This window comes from Caballeronia sp. LZ024, assembly GCF_031451455.1.
GTDB lineage: Bacteria > Pseudomonadota > Gammaproteobacteria > Burkholderiales > Burkholderiaceae > Caballeronia > Caballeronia telluris.
On record NZ_JARUXL010000001.1, the window covers coordinates 85,776 to 110,349 of the forward strand.

The following is a 24,574-nucleotide window of genomic DNA, read 5'->3' on the forward strand; positions in this document are numbered from 1 at the left end:
GGCGAGGGCACGGCCAGTCGGAGCGGGACGAAAATGAAAGAGGGGCGAATGGCGACAAGCGTTCGGCTCTGTGACAAATGAAGGAAATCGCTATAATAAAACCTTCGCCGAGTTAATGGACAACTTGCGGGGCGAAGCCGGACAGGCCGAAAGGTGCTGCCGGAATCAGTAATCCGCTAAAGCGTCGCCGCTTCAGACTCCCAGAGAAGTCGGCTACGTGAGCAAACTAACCGTACTCAATGGAGTCTGAAGCGTGTCAAACGACTATCTGTTTACCTCTGAATCCGTCTCCGAAGGCCACCCGGACAAGGTCGCCGATCAAATCTCCGACGCCATCCTCGACGCCATCCTGGCTCAGGACAAGTATTCGCGCGTCGCGGCAGAAACCTTGTGCAATACCGGCCTCGTCGTCCTCGCGGGCGAAATTACGACCACCGCCAACGTCGACTACATCCAGATCGCGCGCGAAACCATCAAGCGCATCGGCTACGACAACACCGATTACGGCATCGACTACCGCGGCTGCGCGGTGCTCGTCGCGTATGACAAGCAGTCGCCGGACATCGCGCAGGGCGTGAACACCGCCCACGACGACAACCTCGACCAGGGCGCCGGCGACCAGGGCCTGATGTTCGGCTACGCCTGCGACGAAACGCCCGAACTGATGCCGCTGCCGATCCACCTGTCGCACCGTCTGGTCGAGCGTCAGGCGAACCTGCGTCGCGACGGCCGCCTGCCGTGGCTGCGTCCGGACGCGAAGTCGCAAGTCACCGTGCGTTACGTCGACGGCCGTGCGCATTCCATCGATACCGTCGTGCTCTCCACGCAGCACGCGCCGGAAATGGAACTCACGCAACTGCGCGAGGCGGTGATCGAGGAAATCATCAAGCCGACGCTGCCCGCCGAGCTCATCAAGGGCGACATCAAGTTCCTCGTGAACCCGACCGGTCGTTTCGTGATCGGCGGTCCGCAAGGCGACTGCGGGCTGACGGGCCGCAAGATCATCGTCGATACCTACGGCGGCGCGGCGCCCCACGGCGGCGGCGCGTTCTCGGGCAAGGACCCGTCGAAGGTCGACCGCTCGGCGGCCTATGCCGGCCGTTATGTCGCGAAGAACATCGTCGCGGCGGGGCTCGCCTCGCGCGCGCTGATCCAGGTGTCGTATGCCATCGGCGTGGCGCGCCCGACGTCGGTGATGGTCAATACGTTCGGCACCGGCCGCGTGTCGGATGCGGAAATCACGAAGCTCGTGCTCGAACACTTCGACCTGCGTCCGAAGGGCATCATCCAGATGCTCGACCTGCTGCGCCCGATCTACGAAAAATCCGCGGCTTACGGCCACTTCGGCCGCGAAGAGCCGGAATTCTCGTGGGAGTTCACGGACAAGGCGCTCGCGCTGGCCGAAGCCGCCGGCACGGAACCGGTGGTTCAGGTCGCCTAACTCGCTATCGGCGCCTCGCGCTGCACGGAAAACCCGGCCAATCTGCCGGGTTTTTTTTCGTGCGTCGCGCGTCGCGCGTCGCCAGAAGCGTCTTTCCGATGCGGTGCATTTCTTGCGAACGGGGTGAAACGACGCCCGACCGGAAAGGAACGCCCATGCCGCTGCAAAAACTGTTGTCGCCGATCAAGGTCGGCGCGCTCGAATTGCCCAATCGCGTCGTGATGGCGCCGCTCACGCGCAACCGCGCATCGCAGCCCGGCGACGTCCCCACCGAAATGAACGCCCGCTACTACGCGCAGCGCGCGGGCGCGGGGTTGATCGTGTCCGAAGCCACGCAGGTTTCAAAACAAGGACAAGGCTACTGGGGCGCGCCCGGCATCTATTCCGACGCGCAGGAAGCTGGCTGGAAAGGCGTCGCCGGCGCCGTGCACGCGAAGCAGGGACGCATCGCCCTGCAGTTGTGGCACGTCGGGCGCGTGTCGCACCGGCTCGCGCAGGCAGACGGCGGCCAGCCGGTCGCGCCGTCCGCGATCCGCGCCGAGAACACGCAGGTGTTCGTGAAGAAGGAAGACGGCTCGCTCGGTTTCATCGACGTGGACGAGCCGCGTTCGCTCGAAACCGGCGAGCTGCCCGGCATCGTCCTGCAATACGTCGATGCGACGAACCGGGCGAAGCGCGCCGGTTTCGACATGGTCGAAGTGCACGCGGCAAATGGCTATCTGCTGCAGCAGTTCATGTCGACGAATACGAACCGGCGCACCGACGAATACGGCGGCGGCGTCGAGAACCGCGTGCGACTGACGGTCGATGTGCTGGAAGCGGTGGCGGGCGTGATGGGCGCGGATCGCGTCGGAATTCGAATCTCGCCGAACTTCGTCGGCTTCGACATGAAGGACGCGGAGAGCGAGGCGTCGTCGATTTATCTGGCGGGGGAGCTCAAACGCATCGGCGTCGCGTATCTGCATGTCGCCGAGCCGGATTGGGCGGGCGGCGAGCCGCTCTCGGACGATTTTCGCCGCGCGCTTCGCGACGCCTACGACGGCGCGATCATCGCGTGCGGCGAATATACGGCGGAGGAAGCGGAGCGGCGAATCGAAAGCGGCGAGGCGGACGCCGTGGCATTCGGCCGCGCGTTTCTGGCGAATCCGGATCTGGTCGAGCGTTTCGGACGCGGCGCGCCGCTCAACGAGCCGATCGAGGCGACGTTCTATGGCGGCGGCGAGGAAGGCTACACCGATTATCCGACGCTCGACGAACTCGACCGCCGGACGTGATGCCGACGCTCAGCGCGCGGCGAACGCGAACCAGCCGGCGCTGCTCGGCGCCAGCCGGCGCGGACGACGGCTCGTCTGCGCGGCGGCCTTGGCCTTGCGAACCGGCGCGCGCAACTGGGCGGGACGGCGCAGCAGCGCCTTCAGCGAAACACGCCGCGACGCCGCGCGAACGCGCAGCGTGAGGAAGAATCCGCGAAACCAGGAGCGAATGCCGTCGACGGGGTGCACGAACTTCAATTGCTCGGTGACGGCCTGCGTCCGGGCGGTGTGATGACGCAACGCGCGGACGACACCGCGTCGCGCGGGACGCGCCGCACGGGCGGCGACGCGGGTGACGCGGGTGAGACTCGAGGCGAATCGGTTGGTCATGGCTTTGTATGCGTCGGTTGGGCGGCGAAATGTCGCGGTTCAACTCGACGATAGTCGTCTCAAAAAAGTCGTTCAATTGTCCGGTGAGCGTTCGAGCGCGCGCCGGATCGAAAGTTGCACCGATTTGATGCGCGAAGATTACAAGACTATTGTGACCCCGGTAAGTCCGCGTTTTCCCTGCGTTTTTATGAAAGAAGCGCTTCAAACACAACGGTTGGAACTCCAAAATGTCTGTGGTGAAAAGCTCGAAAGCGTCTGCGGATTTACAATCGGGAATTCGCCCCTAATTTGCCGTCAGCGTCCGTCGACGCGAAACCGCAAACGCGCTTACTTGTGAGCTGGAAATGTCTGAGCAATCGTCGTTGAAGTCGAAGAAGGAACAGGTCCGCGAGCTGCGCGAGACCGGCTATGTGATCGTGCCGGGGCTCGTGCCGCCGGCGCGCCGTGAGGCGCTCGCCGCGCTCGCCCGTCGCCAGCTTGCCGAAGCCGCGCCGCCGGCCGAGTTCGAAGCCGATCTGAAATATCCGGGCGCGCCGGAATCGAAGGACGCGCCGGGCGGCCATACGGTGCGCCGCCTGCTCGACGCTTACGTGCGCGATCCGCTCTTCGCCGACGCCGCGACGTCCCCGGAAATTCGCGGCTGGATGGAGCTGTATTTCGGCGAGGAGTCGTTCCTTTCGCGCGCGCACCATAACTGCCTGATGACCAAGCATCCAGAGTACGGCAGCTTGACGGGCTGGCACCGCGATGTGCGCTACTGGGCGTTCGAACGCGACGACCTGGTGTCGGCGTGGATCGCGCTCGGCACCGAGAAGGTCGAAAACGGCGCGCTCTGGTTCGTGCCCGGGTCGCAGAAGCTGCCGTTCACCTCGGGGCGTTTCGACGAAGCCAAGTTCTTCCGCTCCGACCTCCCCGAGAACGAAGCGCTGATCCGCACCGCCGTGTCGCCGGAACTGAGGGCGGGCGACGTCGTGTTCTTCCACTGCAACACGCTGCACTCGGCGGGCAAGAATCTCACCGATCAGGTGAAGTTTTCGCTCGTCTACACCTATCGCGGCGCGAGCAACGCGCCGCTGCCCGGCACGCGCTCGGCGGCGAAACCGGAAGTGGCGCTCGGCTGATCCGCGTGGCTTCGGACGTCTAGCGCCGCGAAGGAATCGTCAGGCCGATCAGCCCGACGAGCGTCGCGACCACGCCGCCGACGATCAGCCAGATCGTCTTGTCGGTTGCCGAGCCGGTGAAAAAGCGCGCGACGTCGTTGCTGAGCGAATGAAACGACGTGCCGCCGAAGTAAAGCAGCACAATGCCGCCGACCAGAAGACCCGCGGAAATCGCCTTGATCATGGACTCCCCTTTTTGAGATGGACGAAGGCGCGAGAGATTACTAGGCGTTCGTGGGCGCGTCCAGTTTCGGCTCGGGCTCGGGCTTCGTGAGCGGCTGGATCTGCCGCAGCAGATCGGCCTGCACACTCGCGTGGTCGCTCGCGCGCGTCCACACGCCGACGTTCAGCTTGACGCCGGTATCCGTGTAATCCGTCACCGCGATCCACGGCTTGGCCGGCACGTCGCCGATGCGCGGGTCGCTTGCCACCAGCTTGTGCAACTGTTCGAGCGCGTGCTCGACGCGCTGCGCATGCGGCACGTGGAACGTCAGCACGACGCGACGCCGTTCGTTCGCGCTGTAGTTCGTCACCGGATTTGCCCAGATCGTACTGTTCGGCACGAACATGATGACACCGTCGGCTTTGGTGAGGCGCGTCGTGAAAAGGCCGATTTCGTTGACCGTACCGGCCGTCGTGCCGATGCCCTCGATGTAGTCGCCGACGCGAAACGGCCGCAACAGCAGCAGCATCAAACCGGCCGCGATGTTTTGCAGCGTGCCCTGCAGCGCGAGGCCGATGGCGAGGCCGGCGGCGCCGAGCACGGTCAGGATGCTCGCCGCCGCGATGCCGAACTTGCCGAGCGCGGCGACGATCGCGATCACGCGGATCGCCCAGAGCGCGAGGCTCGCGAGCACGGGCGTGAGCGTGGCGTCGGCGTTCGTGCGGCCGAGCGCGCGCTTCAGCGTATTCGCGACGCGATTCGAGATCCACCATCCGATCATGACGATCAGGATCGCCATCAGGATGTCGAAGCCGTATTTGAGGCTTGCTGTCAGCAGCAGGTCGTAGGCGGGGCGAAGTTTCTGGATCGGGTCCATCGGTGATGCTCCTTGCTTGAAGATTTGCATTGGGCTTCGGGCGCTCGGGTTCGTTCCCCGTGCGCGCGCGGATCGGCCATCGGGCCAGTCTCACGGACGGTCTCGAATAGCGGGACGCCGTTGTACGGCCTGCGCCGCGCGACGCAATTGGCTACCATGGCAGGCTGCGCTTGGGCAATGCCCGCACCGGCGCTTCGTCATCCGTTTAAATCGATCGAGGAAATCCGTCATGGCTTATGAAGCAGCTTCCGAACGCTATTCGCAGATGGCTTACCGCACCTGCGGCAAGAGCGGCCTGAAGTTGCCGGCGTTGTCGCTGGGGCTCTGGCACAACTTCGGCGACAGCACGCCGATCTCCACGCAGCGCGAGATCCTGCGCACGGCGTTCGATCTCGGCATCACGCACTTCGATCTCGCGAACAACTACGGCCCGCCCTACGGCAGCGCGGAGACCAACTTCGGGCGCCTCTTCAAGGACGATTTCCGGCCGTATCGCGATGAGCTGCTGATCTCGTCGAAGGCGGGCTGGGATATGTGGCCGGGCCCCTACGGACAGGGCGGCGGCTCGCGCAAATACGTGCTCGCGAGCCTCGACCAGAGCCTGAAGCGCATGGGACTCGACTACGTCGACATCTTCTATTCGCACCGCTTCGACGCCGATACGCCGCTCGAAGAGACCGCCGGCGCGCTCGCGACCGCCGTGCATTCGGGCAAGGCGCTGTATGTCGGCATTTCGTCGTATTCGCCCGGCAAGACGCGCGAAATGGCGCGGCTGCTCGCCGAACACAAGGTGCCGCTTTTGATCCATCAGCCGTCGTACAACATGCTCAATCGCTGGATCGAAGAAGAACTGCTCGACACCCTCGACGACATCGGCGCGGGCAGCATCGCGTTCACGCCGCTCGCGCAGGGGCTTTTGACCAGCAAGTATCTGAACGGCGTTCCGCAGGATGCGCGGGTCAACAAGCCGGGCGGCGGATCGCTGAAGCAGGAGCATCTGAGCGCCGAGAACATCGAGCACGTGCGCAAGCTGAACGAACTCGCCGGGCGGCGCGGCCAGAGTCTCGCGCAGATGGCGCTCGCGTGGGCCCTGCGCGGCGGCCGCGTGAGCTCGGTGCTGATCGGCGCGAGCCGGGCGGAACAGGTCCGGGAGAACGTCGGCGCGCTGAAGAATCTCGACTTCACGAGCGAAGAACTGGCCCAGATCGACCAGCATGCGCGCGAAGGCGGCGTGAATCTCTGGGAAAAGCCGTCGACGGATCAGCGCATCTGAGCCGGTGAGCCCGCGCCAGCCTGACGCCAGCAGGGACATTCCCGGTTGCGCTAGTTGAGAATTGTTATCATGCGGGGCTCGGCGCGGTTTCCCTTTCGACCGGGAAGCCATCTCCCGAACGCTTTCTGCGGGGCCTGCGCCTTAAGGTCACACCCGCTGCGGGGCGTTGCGCCACGCCAAAATGCCCGTCGCGCTAAAATAGCGGATTGCGCCGGGCTGCGGATTGTGCGGCTGCCGGCATGTGAGCCGCGCGAACGCCGCATGCGAACCCAAACATGGGCGCATGAACCCAGCGCAAGGCGTTCGTTTAAGCTGCCAAAAGCGCCCAATTGCACTGAATTTGCATCGAAAATGCGCGGGCCCCCGATCGACGGCCATAGGCGGCGGTCGTTTCGCGCAGCGCATTGTTCCTGGTCTGCACGGCCGCGTGCCGCTGACGCCACCGTTTTCGCACTATCCAAGAAGCCATGAGCAACCTTAATTCTCAAACCGTCCTGAGCGTCCATCACTGGACCGATACGCTTTTCAGCTTCACCTGCACCCGCGACGCGTCGTTTCGTTTCGAAAACGGCCAGTTCACGATGGTCGGACTGGAAGTCGACGGCAAGCCGCTCCTGCGCGCTTACAGCCTCGCCAGCGCCAACTACGAAGAGCATCTCGAATTCCTGAGCATCAAGGTTCAGGACGGCCCGCTCACGTCGCGCCTGCAACATCTGAAAGTGGGCGATTCGGTGTTGATCGGCAAGAAGCCGACTGGCACGCTCGTCGCCGACAATCTGCTGCCCGGCAAGACGCTGTGGCTGCTCTCGACCGGCACGGGCCTCGCGCCCTTCATGTCGATCATCAAGGACCCGGACGTCTACGACCGTTTCGACAAGATCGTGCTGACGCACACCTGCCGTTTCGTCGACGAACTCGCGTACAAGGACTTCATCACGGAGCACCTGCCGGCGCACGAGCATCTGGGCGACCTGATCCAGGAAAAGCTGGTCTATTACCCGACGGTGACGCGCGAGGAATTCGCGAACCGCGGCCGCATCACCGACCTGATCGAGACGAAGAAGCTTTTCGCCGACCTCGACGTCGCACCGTTCTCAAAGGAAAACGACCGCGTGATGCTCTGCGGCAGCCCGCACATGCTGCGCGACACGCGCGCGCTGCTCGACGAAATGGGCTTCGATGAAGGCAGCAACAACCATCCGGGACACTACGTCGTGGAGAAGGCATTCGTCGGCTGATCGGGCGGCGCAGTGCGATTCAGAAGACCGGAGCCGGGTGCTCCGGTTTTTTTTTGCCAGTCGAACGATGGATCATATCGAGACGGTTACATCTTGCGCCATATCAAGACTTCGCGTGTAAGTGCTTTTCTGACACCGCAAATCTACAGAATGTTGCGAAAGCGCATTAAGTTTGAGCCAAGAACCGTTGCAGCGTATGGATTCTGTATTTTTTTGGGATATGATCCGCGAACATTAGGACGAGTCTCGCTTTAAGGTCCAACGACCGTCTTTCGTGTTACAGAGTGTAAATTTCGTTACGTCGCGGTGTCGGATCGCCGGCCGCGACACCACCGGACTGCGCTCCTCCCGAGGAGAGTGAAATGAACACGTCGACCGTTGCCATAACCGACCGGAGCCTGGCGCCGCGCGCCGCGCTGTGCGCCGTGCCGCCGGCTTGCGCGCCTTCCGGGTCGCCTGCCGTATCCCCTGACGCGAGTCCGTCCGGCGTGCCGTCCACACGTGCCACCGGCGAGCAGTCGGCGATCTCGGCGCTGATCGATGCCAGGCTTGCCGCCGATCGCGAGATTCAACGGCTCTCGGCTCGCGTGCAACAGTTGTCGGCGCAACTCGTCGCCGTCGACGAGCGTGTGCGCCGCTCGCTCGCCCAGGATCTGCACGACGACGCCGGGTCCGCGCTGACCGCCGCGCGTTTCGCGCTCGCACGCATCGAAACCTGGCTTCCGGCCGACGCGCCCGCGCCTTGCGGCGAAGCGCTCCAGACGGCCCGGCAGTCGCTCGACGCCGCCTGCGACGCGACCCACCGCGTAGTCGCAAATTCCCATGCGCCGTGTTTCGACGACGGCGTCGCCGCAGCGCTGGTCGACTGGGCGGCGCGCTTCGCGGCCGTCACGTCGCTCGACGTGCATGTCGCGTATCGCGCCGACGACCACCGTCTCGCGCGGCTGCCCGAAGCCATCGCGCTCGCCGTGTTCCGCGTGGCACAGGAGGCGCTGAATAACGTCGCGCGGCACGCCAGCGCCGGCAAAGCGTCCGTGCGCATCGCGGCGGACGCGCGTTTCGTGACGCTCGTGATCGAAGACGACGGCATCGGCATCCCGGCCGCCGCGCGTCGCAAGCGCGGCCGCTTCGGCCTCGCGGGCATGCGCGCGCGCTGCGACGCGCTCGGCGGCAGCCTGCGCCTGAGCGCGGCAAAAACGGGCGGCACGACGGTTCGCGCGCGCTTTCCGTTGATGTGCGCCACCAGCCCGATTGCGCCGATCCGCCGCGCACTGCACGCGGTCGAATCGCGCGCGCGGCTCGCGAGGGCGTCGAATTGAGCCTGCGCATTCTGCTCGCCGACGATCACGCCATCGTTCGCCGGGGCGTTTCACACCTGCTGCTGGACCGCGGCATCGCGTCCGAAGTGATCGAGGCGGAGACCGGCGCGCAGGCGATCAGCCTCGCCGGCCAGTGTCCGCTCGATGTCGCGCTGCTCGACATATCGCTGCCCGACGTGAACGGCGTCGACGTGCTCAAGCGTCTGAAGCGGCAGGTGCCGCGCCTGCCGGTGCTGATGTTCTCGATGTATCGCGAGGATCAATACGCCGTGCGCGCGCTGAAGGCCGGCGCGGCGGGCTATTTGTCGAAATCGGCCGATCCCGCGCTGATGATCTCCGCGATCCAGCAGGTCGCGGCGGGGCGCAAGTATGTGAGTCCGGCGATGGCGGAAGCGCTTGCCGACTACGTTTCGCTGGATTCGGAACAGTTGCCGCACGAAAAGCTCTCCGACCGCGAATTTCAGACGCTGTGCATGCTCGCGTCGGGTAAGCGTCTGACGGACATCGCCAACGCGCTGTCGCTGTCGGTAAAGACGGTGAGCGTGTACCGATCGCGTCTGCTCGACAAGATGAAGCTCGCGAACAACGCCGAGCTGACCTTTTACGTGATGAGCAATCGTCTCGTCGATATGAATCCCGCCATCGCGAGTTGATCGCTCGCGCCGTCCGCGCGCATTAGTCCGATTTTTCTGCCGGCGCGCGTTTGAACAGACAAATCGACCGCTCAAACGCTGCTCCGCGCGGCAAATCCTCCAGATGCACCGCCAGGAAAGCGATTCCCGTCTGTCTCAATAAGTCTGCTGATTCCAGTGTCGATGTCTGCGTCCGATAAAATTGCGGGTTTTCCCGTGGTCGACGCGCCTCGCGCGTGTATTAGGAGACTCCCGCCCCATGTCCTTGTTTCGCAAGAAGAATATCGAACACATGCTCGCTGGCGCGGAAAGCGCCGGGCTCAAGAAAACGCTCGGCGCGCTCGACCTGACGTTCCTCGGCATCGGCGCCATCATCGGCACCGGCATTTTCGTGCTCACCGGCACCGGCGCTGTGCAGGCCGGCCCCGCGCTGATGGTGGCGTTCGTCGTCGCGGCGATCGCCTGCTGCTTCGCCGCGCTCGCCTACGCCGAATTTTCCTCGACGATTCCCGTCGCCGGTTCCATCTACACCTATTCCTACGCGACGCTCGGCGAACTCGCCGCGTGGATCATCGGCTGGGACTTGATGCTCGAATACGGGCTCGCCAGCTCGGCGGTGTCGGTCGGGTGGTCGGGGTATCTGCAATCGCTGCTGTCCGGCTTCGGCATCTCGCTGCCGACCGCGCTCACTGCCGCACCCGGCGCGCTGCCCGGCCACGAGACGTTCTTCAATCTGCCCGCGTTCCTCGTGATGATGGCGATCACGGCGCTGCTCGCGGTCGGCGTGAAGGAATCGACGCGCGTGAACAACCTGATGGTCGCGATCAAGGTGACGGTCGTGCTGCTCGTGATCGGCGTGGGCGTGTTCCACGTCAAGCCGGCGAACTGGCATCCGTTCATGCCGAACGGCTGGTCCGGCGTGTTCGGCGCGGCGGCCGTGATGTTCTTCGCGTTCATTGGCTTCGATTCGGTGTCGTCGGCGGCGGAGGAAGTGAAAAATCCGAAGCGCGATTTGCCGATCGGCATCATTGCGTCGCTCGTCGTGTGCGCGGTGCTGTATGTGGCGGTGGCGGCGGTCGTGACCGGCATCGTGCCGTCGGCGCAGTTCGCGAGCGTTTCGCATCCGGTGTCCTACGCGCTGCAGGTGGCAGGACAAAACTGGGTCGCGGGCTTCATCGATTTGGGCGCGGTGCTCGGCATGCTGACCGTGATCCTCGTGATGAGCTACGGCCAGACGCGCGTGATCTTCGCGATGTCGCGCGACGGCCTGTTGCCCGCGCGGCTCTCGAAAGTGCATCCGCGCTTTGCGACGCCGTATTTCACCACCTGGCTCGTCGGCATCTTCTTCGGGCTGATCGGCGCGCTCGTGCCGCTCAACGTGCTGGCCGAACTGATCAACATCGGCACGCTCGCGGCGTTCTCGATGGTGTCGATCGCCGTGCTGATCCTGCGCCGCACGCATCCGGAACTGCCGCGCGCGTTCCGCTGCCCGGGCGTGCCGGTGGTGCCGGTGCTCGCGGTGGCATCGTGCCTGTTCCTGATGGCGAATCTCCAGGCGATGACGTGGATCGCGTTCGTCGTGTGGCTCGTGATCGGGCTGGCGATTTACTTCTGCTATGCGCGCAGGAATTCGAAACTCGGACGCGGCATGCAGTAACGCCCGTCATTCGTCACGCCAAAGCGCCGCCTTCCAGGGCGGCGTTTTGCTTTGTGCGATCCGTGCGCGCGCACGGGCGGATTGCTGCAAAGCAGCGAGAGCGGGCGCATCGAACGCGCGTTCGGAGCCGATGGCGACGCCCGCTTTTTTGTGTTTTACTCCTTGTTACAACAACGACACGCGAAGTTCCAGCCGGACCAGCAGACGCTCGAGAGCGGCAGCAAGGAAGGTGAAGGACGTGAAGCTCGTGAGCATGTGTTTGGGCTGGCCGGCAGGCCATTCCCCATAGGAGACACAACAATGACGCTCAGCATCAGTCTGACGGTCAACGGCAAACCCGTGACCGCCGACGTCGAACCTCACATCCTCCTCGTGCAGTTCCTGCGCGACCAGTTGAGGCTCACGGGCACCCACATCGGCTGCGACACAGCGCAGTGCGGCGCGTGCACCGTCCATCTCGACGGCCGCGCGATCAAGTCATGCAACATCCTCGCCGCGCAGGCGGACGGCCTCGACGTCACGACGATCGAAGGGATGTCGAAGGAAGGCGAGCTTCATCCGATGCAGGCGGCGTTCAAGGACTGTCACGGGCTGCAATGCGGTTTCTGCACGCCGGGCATGGTGATGAGCGCGAGCGCGCTCGCCGCCCAGAGCCCGGCGCTCACCGAAGAAGAAGTGCGCGAACAGCTCGACGGCAATCTGTGCCGCTGTACCGGCTATCACAACATCGTGAAAGCGGTCCTGCAGGGCGCCGAAGCCATGAAGGCGAGCGGCTGATCCACGCCGCCGCCAGGCTTTCCGGGTTCATTCCATTCGATGAATCGCGCCTACTTTGGAGACCGCGATGAACGCCCCTGAGCAACAGCACATGATCGGCGCCGCCGTAAAACGCAAGGAAGACTATCGCTTCCTGACGGGCGCGGGCCAGTACACCGACGACGTCGTTTTCCCGCAGCAAAGCCATGGCGTGTTCCTGCGCTCGCCGCACGCACACGCGAAAATCCGCAGCATCGACACGGCCGCGGCCAAGGCGTCGCCCGGCGTGATCGCCGTCTTCACCGGCGCCGATCTCGCGGCGGCGAATGTCGGCGGGCTGCCTTGCGGCTGGCTGATCCACAGCACCGACGGAAAGCCGATGCACGAGCCGCCGCATCCCGTCATCGCGCACGAGAAGGTGCGGCATGTCGGCGATCAGGTGGCGCTCGTGGTCGCGGAATCGGTGAAGGAAGCGAAGGACGCGCTCGAACTGATCGACGTGGATTACGACGTGCTGCCGGCCGTCGTCGATACGGGCAGCGCGTCGGAGCCGGGACGCCCGCTCGTGCACGACGGCGTGCCGGACAACGTCTGCTACAACTGGGGCCACGGCGACAAGGCGAAGACCGACGCCGCGTTCGCGCAGGCCGCGCACGTGACGACGCTCGACATCGTGAACCAGCGTCTCATCCCGAACGCGATCGAGCCGCGCGCCGTGAACGCGAGCTATTCAAAGCACGACGAGAGTTACACGGTCTACGTCGCGAACCAGAATCCGCACGTCGAACGGCTGTTGATGGCGGCGTTCGTGCTGTCGCTGCCGGAGTCGAAGCTGCGGATCATCGCGCCGGATGTCGGCGGCGGCTTCGGCTCGAAGATTTTTCTGTACGCCGAGGACGTCGCGCTTACCTGGGCGTCGAAGAAGGTCGGGCGTCCGATCAAGTGGACGGCGGAGCGCTCGGAAGCGTTTCTCTCCGACGCCCACGGCCGCGACCATGTGACGAAAGCCGAACTCGCGCTGGACCGCGACGGCAAGTTCCTCGCGATGCGCGTCCACACGACGGCGAACATGGGCGCGTATCTGTCGACGTTCGCGTCGTCCGTGCCGACCATTCTCTACGCGACGCTCCTCGCCGGCCAGTACGCGACGCCCGCGATCTACGCCGAGGTGAAGGCGGTCTTCACGAACACCGTTCCCGTCGATGCGTATCGCGGCGCGGGCCGGCCCGAGGCGACTTACGTGGTCGAGCGGCTCGTCGAGACGGCGGCGCGCGAGATGAACATCGATCCGGCCGAGATTCGCCGGCGCAACTTCATCCGCGAGTTTCCTTACGCGACGCCGGTCGGCCTGACCTACGACACCGGCGATTACGACTCGCTCCTGAACCGCGCGCTCGAGATCGCCGACGTGAAGGGCTTTCCCGCTCGCCGCGACGAAGCGAAGAAGCACGGCAAGCTGCGCGGCCTTGGCTACTCGTGCTACATCGAGGCGTGCGGGCTGGCGCCGTCGAACATCGCGGGGGCGCTCGGCGCACGCGCGGGCCTGTTCGAAGCCGGCGAAGTGCGCGTGCATCCGACTGGCTCCGTCACCGTGTTCACCGGCTCGCACAGTCACGGACAGGGCCACGAGACGACCTTCGCGCAAGTGGTCGCGGACCGGCTCGGCGTGTCGATCGACAACGTCGAGATCATTCACGGCGACACCGGACGCATTCCGTTCGGCATGGGCACATATGGTTCTCGCTCGATCGCGGTCGGCGGCTCGGCGCTGATGAAGGCGCTCGACAAGATCGAAGCGAAGGCGAAGAAAATCGCCGCGCATTTGATGGAGGCGTCGGCGGAGGATATCGAGTTCAAGGACGGCATCTTCCGCGTCGCGGGCACGGACCGCACGAAGGCGTTCGCGGACGTGTCGCTCGCGGCCTACGTGCCGCACAACTTTCCGCTCGAAACGATGGAGCCGGGCCTCAACGAAAACGCGTTCTACGATCCGACCAACTTCACGTATCCATCGGGCGCGTATATCTGCGAAGTCGAAGTCGATCAGGACACGGGCGAAACGCGCATCCAGAAGTTCACCGCCGTGGACGACTTCGGCAACGTGATCAATCCGATGATCGTGGAAGGACAGGTGCATGGCGGGCTCGGCCAGGGCATCGGCCAGGCGATGCTGGAGCGCTGCGTGTACGACAACGAAAGCGGCCAGTTGCTCTCCGGCTCGTTCATGGATTACGCGATGCCGCACGCGATCGACCTGCCGAACTTCACGGTGGAAACCGCGAAGGGCACGCCATGCACGCACAATCCGCTCGGCGTGAAGGGCTGCGGCGAGGCGGGCGCGATCGGTTCGCCGCCGGCCGTCATCAACGCGATTCTCGATGCGCTCGCGCCGCTCGGCGTGAAGGACTTGCAGATGCCCGCGACGCCGCATCGCGTGTGGTCCGCGATGCGCGCCGCTTCCGCTTCCTCGAACACTTAAGGCTGAGGACTTCGACATGTACACATTCGATTACCAGCGGCCCGAAGAAGCCGATGCAGCGGTCAAGACGCTCACCGCAAACGGCGATGCGAAGTTCCTCGCGGGCGGACAAAGCCTCCTTCCGACGATGCGCCTTCGTCTGGCTCAACCGTCGGCGCTGATCGACGTGACGCGCATCGCGTCGATGAAACAGATCAGCGTGAGCGGCGACACGGTCACGATCGGCGGCGCGGTGTGCCACGCGCAGGTCGCGGCGAACGCGGACGTTAAGCAGGCGCTGCCCGGACTCGCCGACCTCGCCGGACGCATCGGCGACCGGCAGGTTCGCGAGCGCGGCACGATCGGCGGGTCGCTTGCCAACGACGATCCCGCCGCGTGCTATCCGTCGGCCGTTCTCGCGCTGAACGCGACCGTCGTGACGGACCGCCGCCGCATCGCCGCCGACGACTTCTTTCTCGGCATGTACGAGACCGCGCTCGAACCGGATGAACTGATTACCGCCGTCGAATTTCCGCTCGCCGAGCGTGCCGCCTACGAGAAGTTTCGCAATCCGGCTTCGCACTTCGCGTTGGTCGGCGTCTTCGTCGCCAAGCGTGCGGACGGCGTGCGCGTCGCGGTGACGGGCGCGGCACCTTCCGTGTTCCGGGCGAAGGAACTGGAGGCGGCGTTGTCGAAGGATTTCTCGGTGGCGTCGGCGCGCAGCGTGACGATTTCGCCCGGCGGCCTGAACGACGACATGCACGCGAGCGCCGTCTATCGCGCGCATCTGATTCCGGTGCTCGCGGGCCGCGCAATCGAGCGGGCCAACGCGTTCTAGCGTTTCTTCAGGAGCTTCATGGAGCCTGCGTCGATCGACGAAACGCTCGCGCGTCTGGGCGAGCAACAGTACTTCGCGAGCCGCGAACTCGCGACTGCGCTTTTTCTCGCCCTCAAAATGCAGCGGCCGCTCTTTCTCGAAGGCGAACCGGGCGTCGGCAAGACCGAGCTGGCGAAGGCGGCGGCGGGGCTCATCGGCACGTCGATGCTGCGCCTGCAATGCTACGAAGGGCTCGACACCGCGAGCGCGCTCTACGAGTGGGACTATCCGCGTCAGATCATGGCGCTGCGGCTCGCGGAAGCGTCGGGCGAAGCGCCGTCGAACGATTCGCTCTATCGCAGCGAGTTTCTGCTCAAGCGGCCGCTGTTGCAGGCGCTGATGCCCGATCCGTCGAACGCGCTGGCGCGGCGCGTCTTGCTGATCGACGAAATCGATCGCGCCGACGAGCCGTTCGAAGCGTTCCTGCTCGAACTGCTGTCGGATTTTCAGGTGTCGATTCCCGAGTACGGCACGGTGCGCGCGGAGCGGCCGCCGCTCGTCGTGATGACGTCCAACCGCACGCGCGAGGTTCACGACGCGCTCAAGCGCCGCTGTCTGTATCAGTGGATCGGCTATCCCGAGCGCGATGTCGAACTGGCGATCGTCGCGGCGCGCGCGCCCGAGAGCGGTGCGCAATTGCAGGCGCGCGCGGTCGCGTTCGTGCATCGGTTGCGCACGCTGGATTTGTTCAAGGCGCCGGGCGTCGCGGAAACGATCGACTGGTGCCGCGCGCTCGCCGCGCTGTCAGTCAGCGAACTCGATCCGCAATCGGTGCAGGACACGCTCGGCGTGCTCTTGAAGTATCAGGACGACCTCGCGCGCGTCGATCGCGAGACGCTCGCGCAGTGTCTCGCCGCGCCGGCCTGATCCGCGATGGAACCGTTCGCGCGCAACGTCGTGCACTTCATTCGCCTCTTGCGCGGCGCGGGGCTCGGCATGTCGCCGGCGCACGCGGTGGATGCGCTCGACGCGCTCTGCTGGATCGACATCGCCCGTCGCGAGGACGTGCGCGCGACGCTGGCGTCGCTCGTCGTGCATGCACCCGACGAGCGCGATATCTTCGATGCCGCATTCGATCTCTTCTGGCGCGATCCCGACTGGGAAGGCAAGCTGCGCGCGCTGCTGTTGCCGAAAGTCAAAAGCGGCGCGCCGCCGCCCAAACGCAACAACCGCCTCGCCGATGCGCTTGCGGCGCGCGCTGAATCGTCGGCGCAGCAACGACCCGCAGAGCCCGACCGTGAGCCCGAGCAACTGCACGCGCGCATGACGTTCAGCGCGGACGAGCGCCTGAGCCATCGCGACTTCGACACCCTCACCGCCGACGAATGGCGCACGTTGCGGCATCAGATTCGCTCGCACCGGTTGCCGCTCGCGACCGAACCGACGCGGCGTCTGAAGGCGGCATCGCACGGCACGCACGCGGATTTGCGCGCGAGCGCGCGTCACGCGGTGCGATCCGGCGGCGACTGGACCGTGTGGAAGTACCGCGCGACGGTCGAGCGCCGTCCGCCGCTCGTGCTGCTGCTCGACATTTCCGGCTCGATGAGCGCGTATTCGCGGGCTGTGCTCTACTTCTGCCATGCGCTCTTGCAATCGCGCGAACGGCTGCAGGTCTTTCTGTTCGGCACGCGGCTCACGAACGCGACGCGCGCACTGCGCGAACGCGATCCCGATGTCGCGATCGCGGGGCTGGCGGATCAGGTCGTCGACTGGTCGGGCGGCACGCGCATCGGCGCCGCGCTCGCCGAGTTCAACCGGCGCTGGGCGCGCCGCGTGCTCTCGGGGCGGGCGACGGTGCTGTTCGTGACCGACGGCCTCGATCACGAAGCGATCGACGTGCTCGATGCCGAAATGGCGCGGCTCGCGCGCTTCGCGCATCGGCTCGTGTGGCTCAATCCGCTGTTGCGTTATCCGGATTTCACGCCGCGCGCGCGGGGCGTGCGCGCGATCCTGCCGCACGTCGATGCGATGCTCGCGGCGCATAACCTCGACAGCCTTGCTGCTGTCGGGCGGGAACTGGCGTCGATGAACGGACGCACGGCGGCCCGCAACACAGGAGACATGCGATGGAACTGACCGAGACTCACACGTTGCCTGTGCCGCAGTCGCGCGCATGGGAAGCGCTGAACGACACGGAGATACTGCGTGCTTGCATTCCCGGCTGCGAGAGCATCGAAGCCGACGGCGAGAACGCGTATGCGGTGGCGATGACAGCATCGGTCGGGCCAGTGAAGGCGCGCTTCAAGGGACGCATGAATCTCACCGAGATCGACGCGCCGCATACGTACACGATCGTGTTCGAAGGGCAGGGCGGCGCGGCGGGTTTCAGCAAGGGCAGCGCGAAGGTGGATCTCGAACCCGGCGACGATGCCGACACGACGAAGCTCTCGTATAGCGCGAATGCGCAGGTCGGCGGGAAGCTCGCGCAGATCGGCTCGCGGCTCGTCGATGGAGCGGCGCGCAAGATTGCCGGGGAATTTTTCAAGCGCTTCAGTGCGCAGTTGCAGGGCGCGCCGGCGGCGGGAGACGGCGAGGCCGCGCCGGGTGACGACGAGGAGAAAGGAAAGAAATCATGGACAGCGTGGATCTCGAAGTCCTGAGGAACAGCGCTCGGTGGCTCGAAGACGGACATCGCGTGCTGCTCGTCACGGTGGTGAAGACGTGGGGCTCGTCGCCGAGGCCCGAGGGCGCGATGCTCGCGGTGCGCGATGACGGGCACGTGGTCGGCTCGGTGTCGGGCGGATGTATCGAGGACGATCTGATCGAACGCGTGCGACAGCGCGGGATCGATCAGTCGCGGCCCGAGGCCGTGAAGTACGGCATTACGGCGGAAGAGGCGCATCGTTTCGGGCTGCCTTGCGGCGGGACGATTCAGCTCGTGCTGGAGCCGTTGACGCGGCAAAGCGGGATCGCGGGATTATGCGAGGCAGTGGAGGCGGGAAGGCTCGTCGCGCGGTCGCTGGACATGACGACGGGCGAAGTGCGGATGGAACCGGCGCTGGCGACCGATGGCGTGCTCTTCGACGATGCGACGCTGCTCACGATCCACGGTCCGCGTTATCGGATGCTGGTGATCGGCGCGGGGCAGTTGTCGCGGTATCTGTGCAATATCGCCGTGGGGCTGGATTATCAGGTGACCGTGTGCGATCCGCGCGAGGAGTATACGCAGGAGTGGGACGTGCCCGGGACGACCATCGTGCGGACCATGCCGGACGATACGGTCATGGACATGAAGCTCGATGAACGATGCGCGGTGATCGCGCTGACGCATGATCCGAAGCTGGACGATCTCGCGTTGATGGAGGCGTTGAAGACGCCGGCTTTTTACGTCGGCGCGCTGGGGTCGCGGAGGAACAATGCGGCTCGGCGGGAGCGGCTGAAGGAGTTTGATTTGTCCGAGGCGGAGTTGGCCCGGTTGCATGGGCCGGTGGGGATTTATATCGGGAGCCGCACGCCGCCGGAGATCGCGGTTTCGATTCTCGCGGAGGTGACGGCGGCGAAGAACGGGGTGTCGTTGCCGGAGCTATTGAAGGTCGAAGGGGCGAAGGCCGCGCGGGAGGTCGAGGGGCGGGATGGGGTGGTTTGTGGGGTTTGAGGGGGGCGCGAAGAGCGCGACATGCCGGGTCGACTCCACCAGCGCTGTCAATGTCGTTTCAATCCACGCGCTCGCGAAGGGCGCGACAGAGCGCACCGCATGAGGCGCAGCCGGACGGATGGTTTCAACCCACGCGCTCGCGAAGAGCGCGACCCACGGCGCGCCGACAAGCGCAGGCGTCAAGGCAGGGTTTCAACCCACGCGCTCGCGAAGAGCGCGACTTGCCGGTCACTTCGAGTGCGTCCTGCACCTTCGCGTTTCAACCCACGCGCTCGCGAAGAGCGCGACCCTCATTCATCCATCCGGCGCGCGCCGCGGAAGCAAGTTTCAACCCACGCGCTCGCGAAGAGCGCGACTTTCGTGGTTTCCTTCGATCGGCTCTCCGCAGAAGTTTCAACCCACGCGCTCGCGAAGAGCGCGACTTCGCGGATGGCTTGATTCGGCAATCAATGACATGTTTCAACCCACGCGCTCGCGAAGAGCGCGACCTAACGCTCGAGCAGCTCAATTCGATTCTAAGGGTTTCAACCCACGCGCTCGCGAAGAGCGCGACCATTTCCGTATTCAATAGCGGATTGCTAACAAATGGTTTCAACCCACGCGCTCGCGAAGAGCGCGACCAACATCTGAATTGCGACGACGGCAAGCAGGTGTTTCAACCCACGCGCTCGCGAAGAGCGCGACCTCTGGCATCGCGTCGATATTCCAGAGATGACCAAGGTTTCAACCCACGCGCTCGCGAAGAGCGCGACGTCAGCAGGATTTCTCAATCTGGTGGAAGGAGTGAGTTTCAACCCACGCGCTCGCGAAGAGCGCGACGAGCTGCGGGTTCGTGAGCCCAGCCCCGGAGATGTTTCAACCCACGCGCTCGCGAAGAGCGCGACGCCTCCGAGGATATATAGGCCCATAAATATGCCAAGTTTCAACCCACGCGCTCGCGAAGAGCGCGACCCAAGCGCCCCCGCCATTGCAGGCCAACCGCCCGAGTTTCAACCCACGCGCTCGCGAAGAGCGCGACAGTTGGCCCGGGATCGGATGGCGGCAATGGCGCGCCGTTTCAACCCACGCGCTCGCGAAGAGCGCGACGCCAGGCATGCGACAGCGGCGCGGCGCGAAAAGTGTTTCAACCCACGCGCTCGCGAAGAGCGCGACCCCACGGGTATGAAACTGTCGGCCATCCAGAGATTGTTTCAACCCACGCGCTCGCGAAGAGCGCGACCGCGCGCGCCGCATCGCCACGCCACGCGCCCGAGAAGTTTCAACCTACGCGCTCGCGAAGAGCGCGACGTAGGGCACACCGAATGCGGCATAGCTGCCGCCCTGTTTCAACCCACGCGCTCGCGAAGAGCGCGACCCACAACTTGGCAGCCGCCCGTCGCTTGGGTGTTGTTTCAACCCACGCGCTCGCGAAGAGCGCGACTCAACCGGGTCAGTCGATTCGCGCGGGTTCCACGAGTTTCAACCCACGCGCTCGCGAAGAGCGCGACGCGTGTATCGCGCGCGGGCGTACGTCGACGACAACCGGTTTCAACCCACGCGCTCGCGAAGAGCGCGACCTATGATAGTGATCAAACTAGTTCACAACGGTACAGTTTCAACCCACGCGCTCGCGAAGAGCGCGACGCCACACGCTCACAGGCGGGCCACCGACCTGTTGTTTCAACCCACGCGCTCGCGAAGAGCGCGACAGGTCATTGCGTTGCTCATTTGATCGCAAGCTCCTTGTTTCAACCCACGCGCTCGCGAAGAGCGCGACTCGTGCCGATAGGGCCGGTCGGACCCTGCTCGACGAGTTTCAACCCACGCGCTCGCGAAGAGCGCGACCGAGAACGACGCGGATGTTGATCGCGAGCGGTTCGAGTTTCAACCCACGCGCTCGCGAAGAGCGCGACGGGCCGGCAGAACCGCATCATCAGCCCTTGTGTTTGTTTCAACCCACGCGCTCGCGAAGAGCGCGACTGCATGCGGATGAAGCCGGATCGGGTGTTGCTGGCCGTTTCAACCCACGCGCTCGCGAAGAGCGCGACGATGCGTCAGAAAATACTGACGAGGCGTCGACGATTGTTTCAACCCACGCGCTCGCGAAGAGCGCGACGCTTCCTTGTTGGACTGTTCGACAAGCCAGCGAAGTTTCAACCCACGCGCTCGCGAAGAGCGCGACCGCCATTTCAGCGTTAGGCGACTTGGAGTGATTCGTGTTTCAACCCACGCGCTCGCGAAGAGCGCGACTGATCCATCCGAGTGGATGGGTCATTGCGAATACAAGTTTCAACCCACGCGCTCGCGAAGAGCGCGACGCGCTGCGCTGCGCTATTTCCGCCTGCGTGCTCATGTTTCAACCCACGCGCTCGCGAAGAGCGCGACCGCATCAACGATCGTGATCGAATACGGGATCTGAGTGTTTCAACCCACGCGCTCGCGAAGAGCGCGACTTGACCGTCATTTTCTGCGTCGCCTCGCGCTCGCGGTTTCAACCCACGCGCTCGCGAAGAGCGCGACCGGCCGGTGTCGACGTGCCACTGTCGAACGACTTCGTGTTTCAACCCACGCGCTCGCGAAGAGCGCGACGCCCGCCGCACTCTTAGCAAAACTCTGCTCGAAGGTTTCAACCCACGCGCTCGCGAAGAGCGCGACCGGGCACGATGCCCGACCATGTGGGCGGCTCGTATTTGTTTCAACCCACGCGCTCGCGAAGAGCGCGACGATGTCCATGCGACCTGCGCGGATTTCTGGCAAAGTTTCAACCCACGCGCTCGCGAAGAGCGCGACGATGCGACCCGCGCGCAGACTTACCGGCACGGTCGGTTTCAACCCACGCGCTCGCGAAGAGCGCGACCAACGGGGACTCCAACTGCCCGACCTTTTGCGTCCAGTTTCAACCCACGCGCTCGCGAAGAGCGCGACCAAAACATACGCCGGGACCGTGGTCGTGGGATGACGTTTCAACCCACGCGCTCGCGAAGAGCGCGACGTGCTCAGCACGATCGTGACTGCCGTCGACGGCATGTTTCAACCCACGCGCTCGCGAAGAGCGCGACCCGATGACGAGTTCCAGTTTCGCGACCTGCGTGCGTTTCAACCCACGCGCTCGCGAAGAGCGCGACGCAGCAAAAAGAGGCGATCGCTGCACTCGACAAGTTTCAACCCACGCGCTCGCGAAGAGCGCGACGATTCCCTCAAATATAGAACCGAGAGTGGCACGGTTTCAACCCACGCGCTCGCGAAGAGCGCGACCAGCCCGCGACATGGGACGCGCTCGAAGCGCGGCGTTTCAACCCACGCGCTCGCGAAGAGCGCGACTCCATCCCTCTCAACTCAATGATTTCCCGACAAAAATCCCCGCTCATCCGCGAACCTGTCGAAAAAACCGCAAACACCGCACGACACCAGCCCAAACCAACCAAAATTCACATAATAATCAAGCCGTTACAAACCCCGCGAACCTCCCGGCATTTCCCCACCCGCTTCACGTTCGCACTTCACCCCGCCCACTCAAACAACCAACGGCCCATTCAAATCGACAGCCGCCTTCGCGCCGACGTGTTCAATCCGCTTCCCCCAGTTCTTGCCGAGAAAATAAAAGCGCAAGCTATCGACCTCCGGATCGATCAATCCGACTAACCGATGCCTGAGCAAGGTCCACTGCGCCGGGTCCACCTCGATCTCGAACACCGAGTACTGCACACGCTGACCGTAATCCCGGCAAGCGCGCGCCACTCTGCGCAGACGGCCCGACCTGCCGTCGGACGAAGTCGCGACGTCGTAGCTCACCAACACCATCATGAACGGCTCCTCACTTCCAGAGAAACGCCGGATAGGCATCGAGATCGCCGCGCAGATGACGCGCGAGCAACTGCGCCTGCACGAACGGCACCATCCCGAGCGGCATTTTTTCGTCGATGAATGGATGCAACATCTCGTCGCGCTTGCGTTACTGATACGCGACGAGAATCGCCTTGCGCGCCGCTTCGCTCATCGTCACGGCGCCGTTATCGAGTGTCTTGAAGTCGCGCTCGTTCAACTGCTTGCGGTTCACGAGCGACAGCGCGAGGCGATCCGCGATGACCGGCCGCATCTCTTCCATTAGATCGAGCGCCAGACTCGGCCGCCCCGGCCGGTCGCGATGCAGAAAGCCCACGGCAGGATCGAGCCCGACCGTTTCGAGCGCCGACCGGCAGTCGTGCGTGAGCAGCGTGTACAGAAAGGAAAGGACCGCGTTGATCGCATCGAGCGGCGGCCGCCGGCTTCGGCCGCGAAACTGAAGCGCGGGATGCCTGACGCGGATCAGATGACCGAACACACCGAAATAGCTCTGCGCGGCCTCGCCTTCCAGGCCACGCAACACGTCGATGTCGCATTCGATCCGCAGACGCCGCGCGATCATCGCAAGACGCGTCCGCGCCCGTTCGATCGCTTGCAGACAATCATCCGGGAAGTCGTCGCCATAGTCGCGCAACGCACGGCTTATCACCGCGCGCTGGTTGTACAGCTTGCCCGCCAGAACGTTGCGCACGATCGGCGCCGCGCGCGGCAGGTCGTCGCTCACGCGATACTGCTCGCGGCGCAGCAGCACGTTGCCGGCCACCGGACCTTCGACGCGCGCGAGAAACCGCCCGTTGGCAGACAGATACGCGACGCTCACCCCCTGTTGCGCGCAATACCCGAGCAGCGGCGGCGACACGAGCACGCGACCAAAGCAGAGGACGCTCGCCAGCATGTGAATCGGCAGACGCGCGCGTTCGGCGCCGTCCACTTCCATGACGACATTCGCGCCGTCCTTCTTGAGCCACGCGCCCTCCGTCGTCACGTAGAGCGTGTTCAACTGCCGTCGCATGGATCAGTCTCAAGTTGGGCTTCAAACCATGTCCTCGCCGATGCGTGCCGACTCAGCGTCCGAGGCTGACAGTCGTCGATCAATGAGCAGGCGTCGCAGCGGCGCGCTTCGTATTGAGCCGGCGGCGTCCGTGCGTTGCGCATCAACGCGCGGACCGCTTCGATTGTCGCGAGCGTCAGGCGCCGGAGTTCGGCATCGAAGGACACGATGCGCCGCCGCCGCGTCGTGCCGTAGAAGAGCGCGCCTTCGTCGATCGACTGGCCGAGCATCGCTTCGAGGCACAGCGCCTGTGCGCATAGCTGGACTTCGTCCGCGCGATGGGCCTTCGGACGTCCACGCTTGTATTCGACCGGATAGGCGCGCTCGCGCGAGCCGTCGTCCGATTGGTGAAACTCGACGACATCCGCGACGCCCGCGATACCCAGACCGGGATTCGATAGCGGCATGGCCGTCACCGTTCGGACACCATGCCGGCCGGCGGCGCGCGGCGTATCGGCGCGTTCGTGCAGCACGCGCCCCTCGGCGGTGTACACATTTTCCGTCCAGATGCGCTCGACGTGGATCAGCGCGCACTGACGCGGACAGTACAGAAAATGCTGAAGCGCCGAGAGGGGGATCGTGGCTTCGTCGACGGATGCGCCGTCTGTCATC

Annotated in this window: 22 protein-coding genes and 1 CRISPR repeat array; of the genes, 15 read left to right on the forward strand and 7 right to left on the reverse strand. The window is 64.6% G+C overall.

The window, feature by feature from the left end; translation table 11 throughout:
* Positions 1-253: 253 nt before the first annotated feature.
* The gene (gene metK, locus QCE48_RS00380) at positions 254-1,441 is read left to right on the forward strand and encodes a methionine adenosyltransferase (RefSeq protein WP_309786754.1); all 1,188 of its coding nucleotides are present in this window, start codon (positions 254-256) and stop codon (positions 1,439-1,441) included.
* 155 nt (positions 1,442-1,596) lie between these two features.
* On the forward strand, positions 1,597-2,715 hold the full coding sequence (locus tag QCE48_RS00385; protein ID WP_309786753.1) for an alkene reductase: 1,119 nt from the start codon (positions 1,597-1,599) through the stop codon (positions 2,713-2,715).
* Positions 2,716-2,724: 9 nt separating this feature from the next.
* Here the strand turns inward: QCE48_RS00385 and QCE48_RS00390 are convergent, their stop codons facing one another.
* Entirely contained in the window at positions 2,725-3,084 is a 360-nt protein-coding gene (locus tag QCE48_RS00390; RefSeq protein ID WP_309786752.1) for a hypothetical protein, read from the reverse strand.
* 344 nt (positions 3,085-3,428) lie between these two features.
* On the opposite strand from QCE48_RS00390, the gene QCE48_RS00395 reads away from it, so the two are divergent.
* Complete coding sequence (locus QCE48_RS00395; protein ID WP_309786751.1) at positions 3,429-4,205, forward strand: phytanoyl-CoA dioxygenase family protein; 777 nt, start codon at positions 3,429-3,431, stop codon at positions 4,203-4,205.
* Between the two features lie 19 nt (positions 4,206-4,224).
* Here the strand turns inward: QCE48_RS00395 and QCE48_RS00400 are convergent, their stop codons facing one another.
* Both QCE48_RS00400 and QCE48_RS00405 read right to left on the reverse strand, forming a co-directional pair.
* Positions 4,225-4,428: a DUF3185 family protein gene (locus QCE48_RS00400; protein ID WP_116560900.1), complete on the reverse strand. Its 204-nt coding sequence runs from the start codon at positions 4,426-4,428 to the stop codon at positions 4,225-4,227.
* Positions 4,429-4,468: 40 nt separating this feature from the next.
* Positions 4,469-5,284, reverse strand: coding sequence for a mechanosensitive ion channel family protein (locus QCE48_RS00405; protein ID WP_309786750.1), 816 nt, complete (start codon positions 5,282-5,284; stop codon positions 4,469-4,471).
* Positions 5,285-5,513: 229 nt separating this feature from the next.
* Between QCE48_RS00405 and mgrA the strand changes: the two genes are divergently transcribed.
* The 12 genes from mgrA (at position 5,514) to QCE48_RS00465 (ending at position 19,089) form a co-directional block, all read left to right on the forward strand.
* Positions 5,514-6,557, forward strand: coding sequence for an L-glyceraldehyde 3-phosphate reductase (mgrA, locus tag QCE48_RS00410; protein WP_309786749.1), 1,044 nt, complete (start codon positions 5,514-5,516; stop codon positions 6,555-6,557).
* 467 nt (positions 6,558-7,024) lie between these two features.
* Positions 7,025-7,795 carry a ferredoxin--NADP reductase gene (locus QCE48_RS00415; RefSeq protein WP_309786748.1) on the forward strand — a complete coding sequence of 257 codons (771 nt, stop codon included), beginning with the start codon at positions 7,025-7,027 and terminating at the stop codon, positions 7,793-7,795.
* A gap of 362 nt (positions 7,796-8,157) precedes the next feature.
* Positions 8,158-9,114, forward strand: coding sequence for an ATP-binding protein (locus QCE48_RS00420; protein ID WP_309786747.1), 957 nt, complete (start codon positions 8,158-8,160; stop codon positions 9,112-9,114).
* Complete coding sequence (rqpR, locus tag QCE48_RS00425) at positions 9,111-9,767, forward strand: response regulator transcription factor RqpR (protein WP_309786745.1); 657 nt, start codon at positions 9,111-9,113, stop codon at positions 9,765-9,767. Before QCE48_RS00420 ends, rqpR begins: the two co-directional genes overlap by 4 nt.
* A 238-nt stretch (positions 9,768-10,005) precedes the next feature.
* Positions 10,006-11,403 (forward strand): amino acid permease, encoded by a 1,398-nt coding sequence (locus tag QCE48_RS00430; protein WP_309786744.1) that lies wholly within the window; start codon positions 10,006-10,008, stop codon positions 11,401-11,403.
* A gap of 300 nt (positions 11,404-11,703) precedes the next feature.
* Positions 11,704-12,180, forward strand: coding sequence for a 2Fe-2S iron-sulfur cluster-binding protein (locus QCE48_RS00435; RefSeq protein ID WP_309786743.1), 477 nt, complete (start codon positions 11,704-11,706; stop codon positions 12,178-12,180).
* 67 nt (positions 12,181-12,247) lie between these two features.
* A complete protein-coding gene (locus QCE48_RS00440) occupies positions 12,248-14,638 on the forward strand; it encodes a xanthine dehydrogenase family protein molybdopterin-binding subunit (protein WP_309786742.1) in 2,391 nt (796 codons plus the stop codon).
* 16 nt (positions 14,639-14,654) lie between these two features.
* The gene (locus QCE48_RS00445; protein WP_309786741.1) at positions 14,655-15,455 is read left to right on the forward strand and encodes a xanthine dehydrogenase family protein subunit M; all 801 of its coding nucleotides are present in this window, start codon (positions 14,655-14,657) and stop codon (positions 15,453-15,455) included.
* An 18-nt stretch (positions 15,456-15,473) separates the two neighbouring features.
* A complete protein-coding gene (locus QCE48_RS00450; protein WP_309794052.1) occupies positions 15,474-16,361 on the forward strand; it encodes a MoxR family ATPase in 888 nt (295 codons plus the stop codon).
* A 6-nt stretch (positions 16,362-16,367) separates the two neighbouring features.
* Positions 16,368-17,570, forward strand: a complete 1,203-nt coding sequence (locus QCE48_RS00455; RefSeq protein ID WP_309786739.1) for a VWA domain-containing protein — start codon at positions 16,368-16,370, stop codon at positions 17,568-17,570.
* Entirely contained in the window at positions 17,561-18,094 is a 534-nt protein-coding gene (locus QCE48_RS00460; protein WP_309786738.1) for a carbon monoxide dehydrogenase subunit G, read from the forward strand. Before QCE48_RS00455 ends, QCE48_RS00460 begins: the two co-directional genes overlap by 10 nt.
* The gene (locus QCE48_RS00465) at positions 18,067-19,089 is read left to right on the forward strand and encodes an XdhC family protein (RefSeq protein ID WP_309786737.1); all 1,023 of its coding nucleotides are present in this window, start codon (positions 18,067-18,069) and stop codon (positions 19,087-19,089) included. Before QCE48_RS00460 ends, QCE48_RS00465 begins: the two co-directional genes overlap by 28 nt.
* Positions 19,090-19,144: 55 nt before the next feature.
* Positions 19,145-22,389: a CRISPR direct-repeat array (repeat unit 32 nt; unit sequence GTTTCAACCCACGCGCTCGCGAAGAGCGCGAC).
* A gap of 192 nt (positions 22,390-22,581) precedes the next feature.
* Here QCE48_RS00465 and cas2 read toward each other — a convergent pair.
* The 4 genes from cas2 to cas4 are packed head-to-tail and all read right to left on the reverse strand — an operon-like array spanning position 22,582 to position 24,573.
* Positions 22,582-22,872 (reverse strand): CRISPR-associated endonuclease Cas2, encoded by a 291-nt coding sequence (gene cas2, locus QCE48_RS00470; protein WP_309786736.1) that lies wholly within the window; start codon positions 22,870-22,872, stop codon positions 22,582-22,584.
* 10 nt (positions 22,873-22,882) lie between these two features.
* Positions 22,883-23,005, reverse strand: a complete 123-nt coding sequence (locus tag QCE48_RS00475; protein ID WP_309786735.1) for a hypothetical protein — start codon at positions 23,003-23,005, stop codon at positions 22,883-22,885.
* 15 nt (positions 23,006-23,020) lie between these two features.
* Positions 23,021-23,923 carry a type I-C CRISPR-associated endonuclease Cas1c gene (cas1c, locus tag QCE48_RS00480; RefSeq protein WP_309786734.1) on the reverse strand — a complete coding sequence of 301 codons (903 nt, stop codon included), beginning with the start codon at positions 23,921-23,923 and terminating at the stop codon, positions 23,021-23,023.
* Positions 23,908-24,573 (reverse strand): CRISPR-associated protein Cas4, encoded by a 666-nt coding sequence (gene cas4 / locus QCE48_RS00485; RefSeq protein WP_309786733.1) that lies wholly within the window; start codon positions 24,571-24,573, stop codon positions 23,908-23,910. Before cas4 ends, cas1c begins: the two co-directional genes overlap by 16 nt.
* Position 24,574: the final 1 nt, after the last annotated feature.

What these genes read in the sequence shown, in the direction of transcription:
- QCE48_RS00400 (WP_116560900.1), bottom strand. Translation starts at nt 4,428, where the DNA reads ATGATCAAGGCGATTTCCGCGGGTCTTCTGGTCGGCGGCATTGTGCTG.
- QCE48_RS00435 (WP_309786743.1), top strand. Translation starts at nt 11,704, where the DNA reads ATGACGCTCAGCATCAGTCTGACGGTCAACGGCAAACCCGTGACCGCC.
- cas4 (WP_309786733.1), bottom strand. Translation starts at nt 24,573, where the DNA reads ATGACAGACGGCGCATCCGTCGACGAAGCCACGATCCCCCTCTCGGCG.
- QCE48_RS00465 (WP_309786737.1), top strand. Translation starts at nt 18,067, where the DNA reads ATGGACAGCGTGGATCTCGAAGTCCTGAGGAACAGCGCTCGGTGGCTC.
- QCE48_RS00405 (WP_309786750.1), bottom strand. Translation starts at nt 5,284, where the DNA reads ATGGACCCGATCCAGAAACTTCGCCCCGCCTACGACCTGCTGCTGACA.
- QCE48_RS00460 (WP_309786738.1), top strand. Translation starts at nt 17,561, where the DNA reads ATGGAACTGACCGAGACTCACACGTTGCCTGTGCCGCAGTCGCGCGCA.
- mgrA (WP_309786749.1), top strand. Translation starts at nt 5,514, where the DNA reads ATGGCTTATGAAGCAGCTTCCGAACGCTATTCGCAGATGGCTTACCGC.
- QCE48_RS00440 (WP_309786742.1), top strand. Translation starts at nt 12,248, where the DNA reads ATGAACGCCCCTGAGCAACAGCACATGATCGGCGCCGCCGTAAAACGC.
- QCE48_RS00415 (WP_309786748.1), top strand. Translation starts at nt 7,025, where the DNA reads ATGAGCAACCTTAATTCTCAAACCGTCCTGAGCGTCCATCACTGGACC.
- QCE48_RS00430 (WP_309786744.1), top strand. Translation starts at nt 10,006, where the DNA reads ATGTCCTTGTTTCGCAAGAAGAATATCGAACACATGCTCGCTGGCGCG.
- QCE48_RS00420 (WP_309786747.1), top strand. Translation starts at nt 8,158, where the DNA reads ATGAACACGTCGACCGTTGCCATAACCGACCGGAGCCTGGCGCCGCGC.
- QCE48_RS00445 (WP_309786741.1), top strand. Translation starts at nt 14,655, where the DNA reads ATGTACACATTCGATTACCAGCGGCCCGAAGAAGCCGATGCAGCGGTC.
- cas2 (WP_309786736.1), bottom strand. Translation starts at nt 22,872, where the DNA reads ATGATGGTGTTGGTGAGCTACGACGTCGCGACTTCGTCCGACGGCAGG.
- QCE48_RS00395 (WP_309786751.1), top strand. Translation starts at nt 3,429, where the DNA reads ATGTCTGAGCAATCGTCGTTGAAGTCGAAGAAGGAACAGGTCCGCGAG.
- QCE48_RS00390 (WP_309786752.1), bottom strand. Translation starts at nt 3,084, where the DNA reads ATGACCAACCGATTCGCCTCGAGTCTCACCCGCGTCACCCGCGTCGCC.
- QCE48_RS00475 (WP_309786735.1), bottom strand. Translation starts at nt 23,005, where the DNA reads ATGTTGCATCCATTCATCGACGAAAAAATGCCGCTCGGGATGGTGCCG.
- QCE48_RS00385 (WP_309786753.1), top strand. Translation starts at nt 1,597, where the DNA reads ATGCCGCTGCAAAAACTGTTGTCGCCGATCAAGGTCGGCGCGCTCGAA.
- cas1c (WP_309786734.1), bottom strand. Translation starts at nt 23,923, where the DNA reads ATGCGACGGCAGTTGAACACGCTCTACGTGACGACGGAGGGCGCGTGG.
- QCE48_RS00450 (WP_309794052.1), top strand. Translation starts at nt 15,474, where the DNA reads ATGGAGCCTGCGTCGATCGACGAAACGCTCGCGCGTCTGGGCGAGCAA.
- QCE48_RS00455 (WP_309786739.1), top strand. Translation starts at nt 16,368, where the DNA reads ATGGAACCGTTCGCGCGCAACGTCGTGCACTTCATTCGCCTCTTGCGC.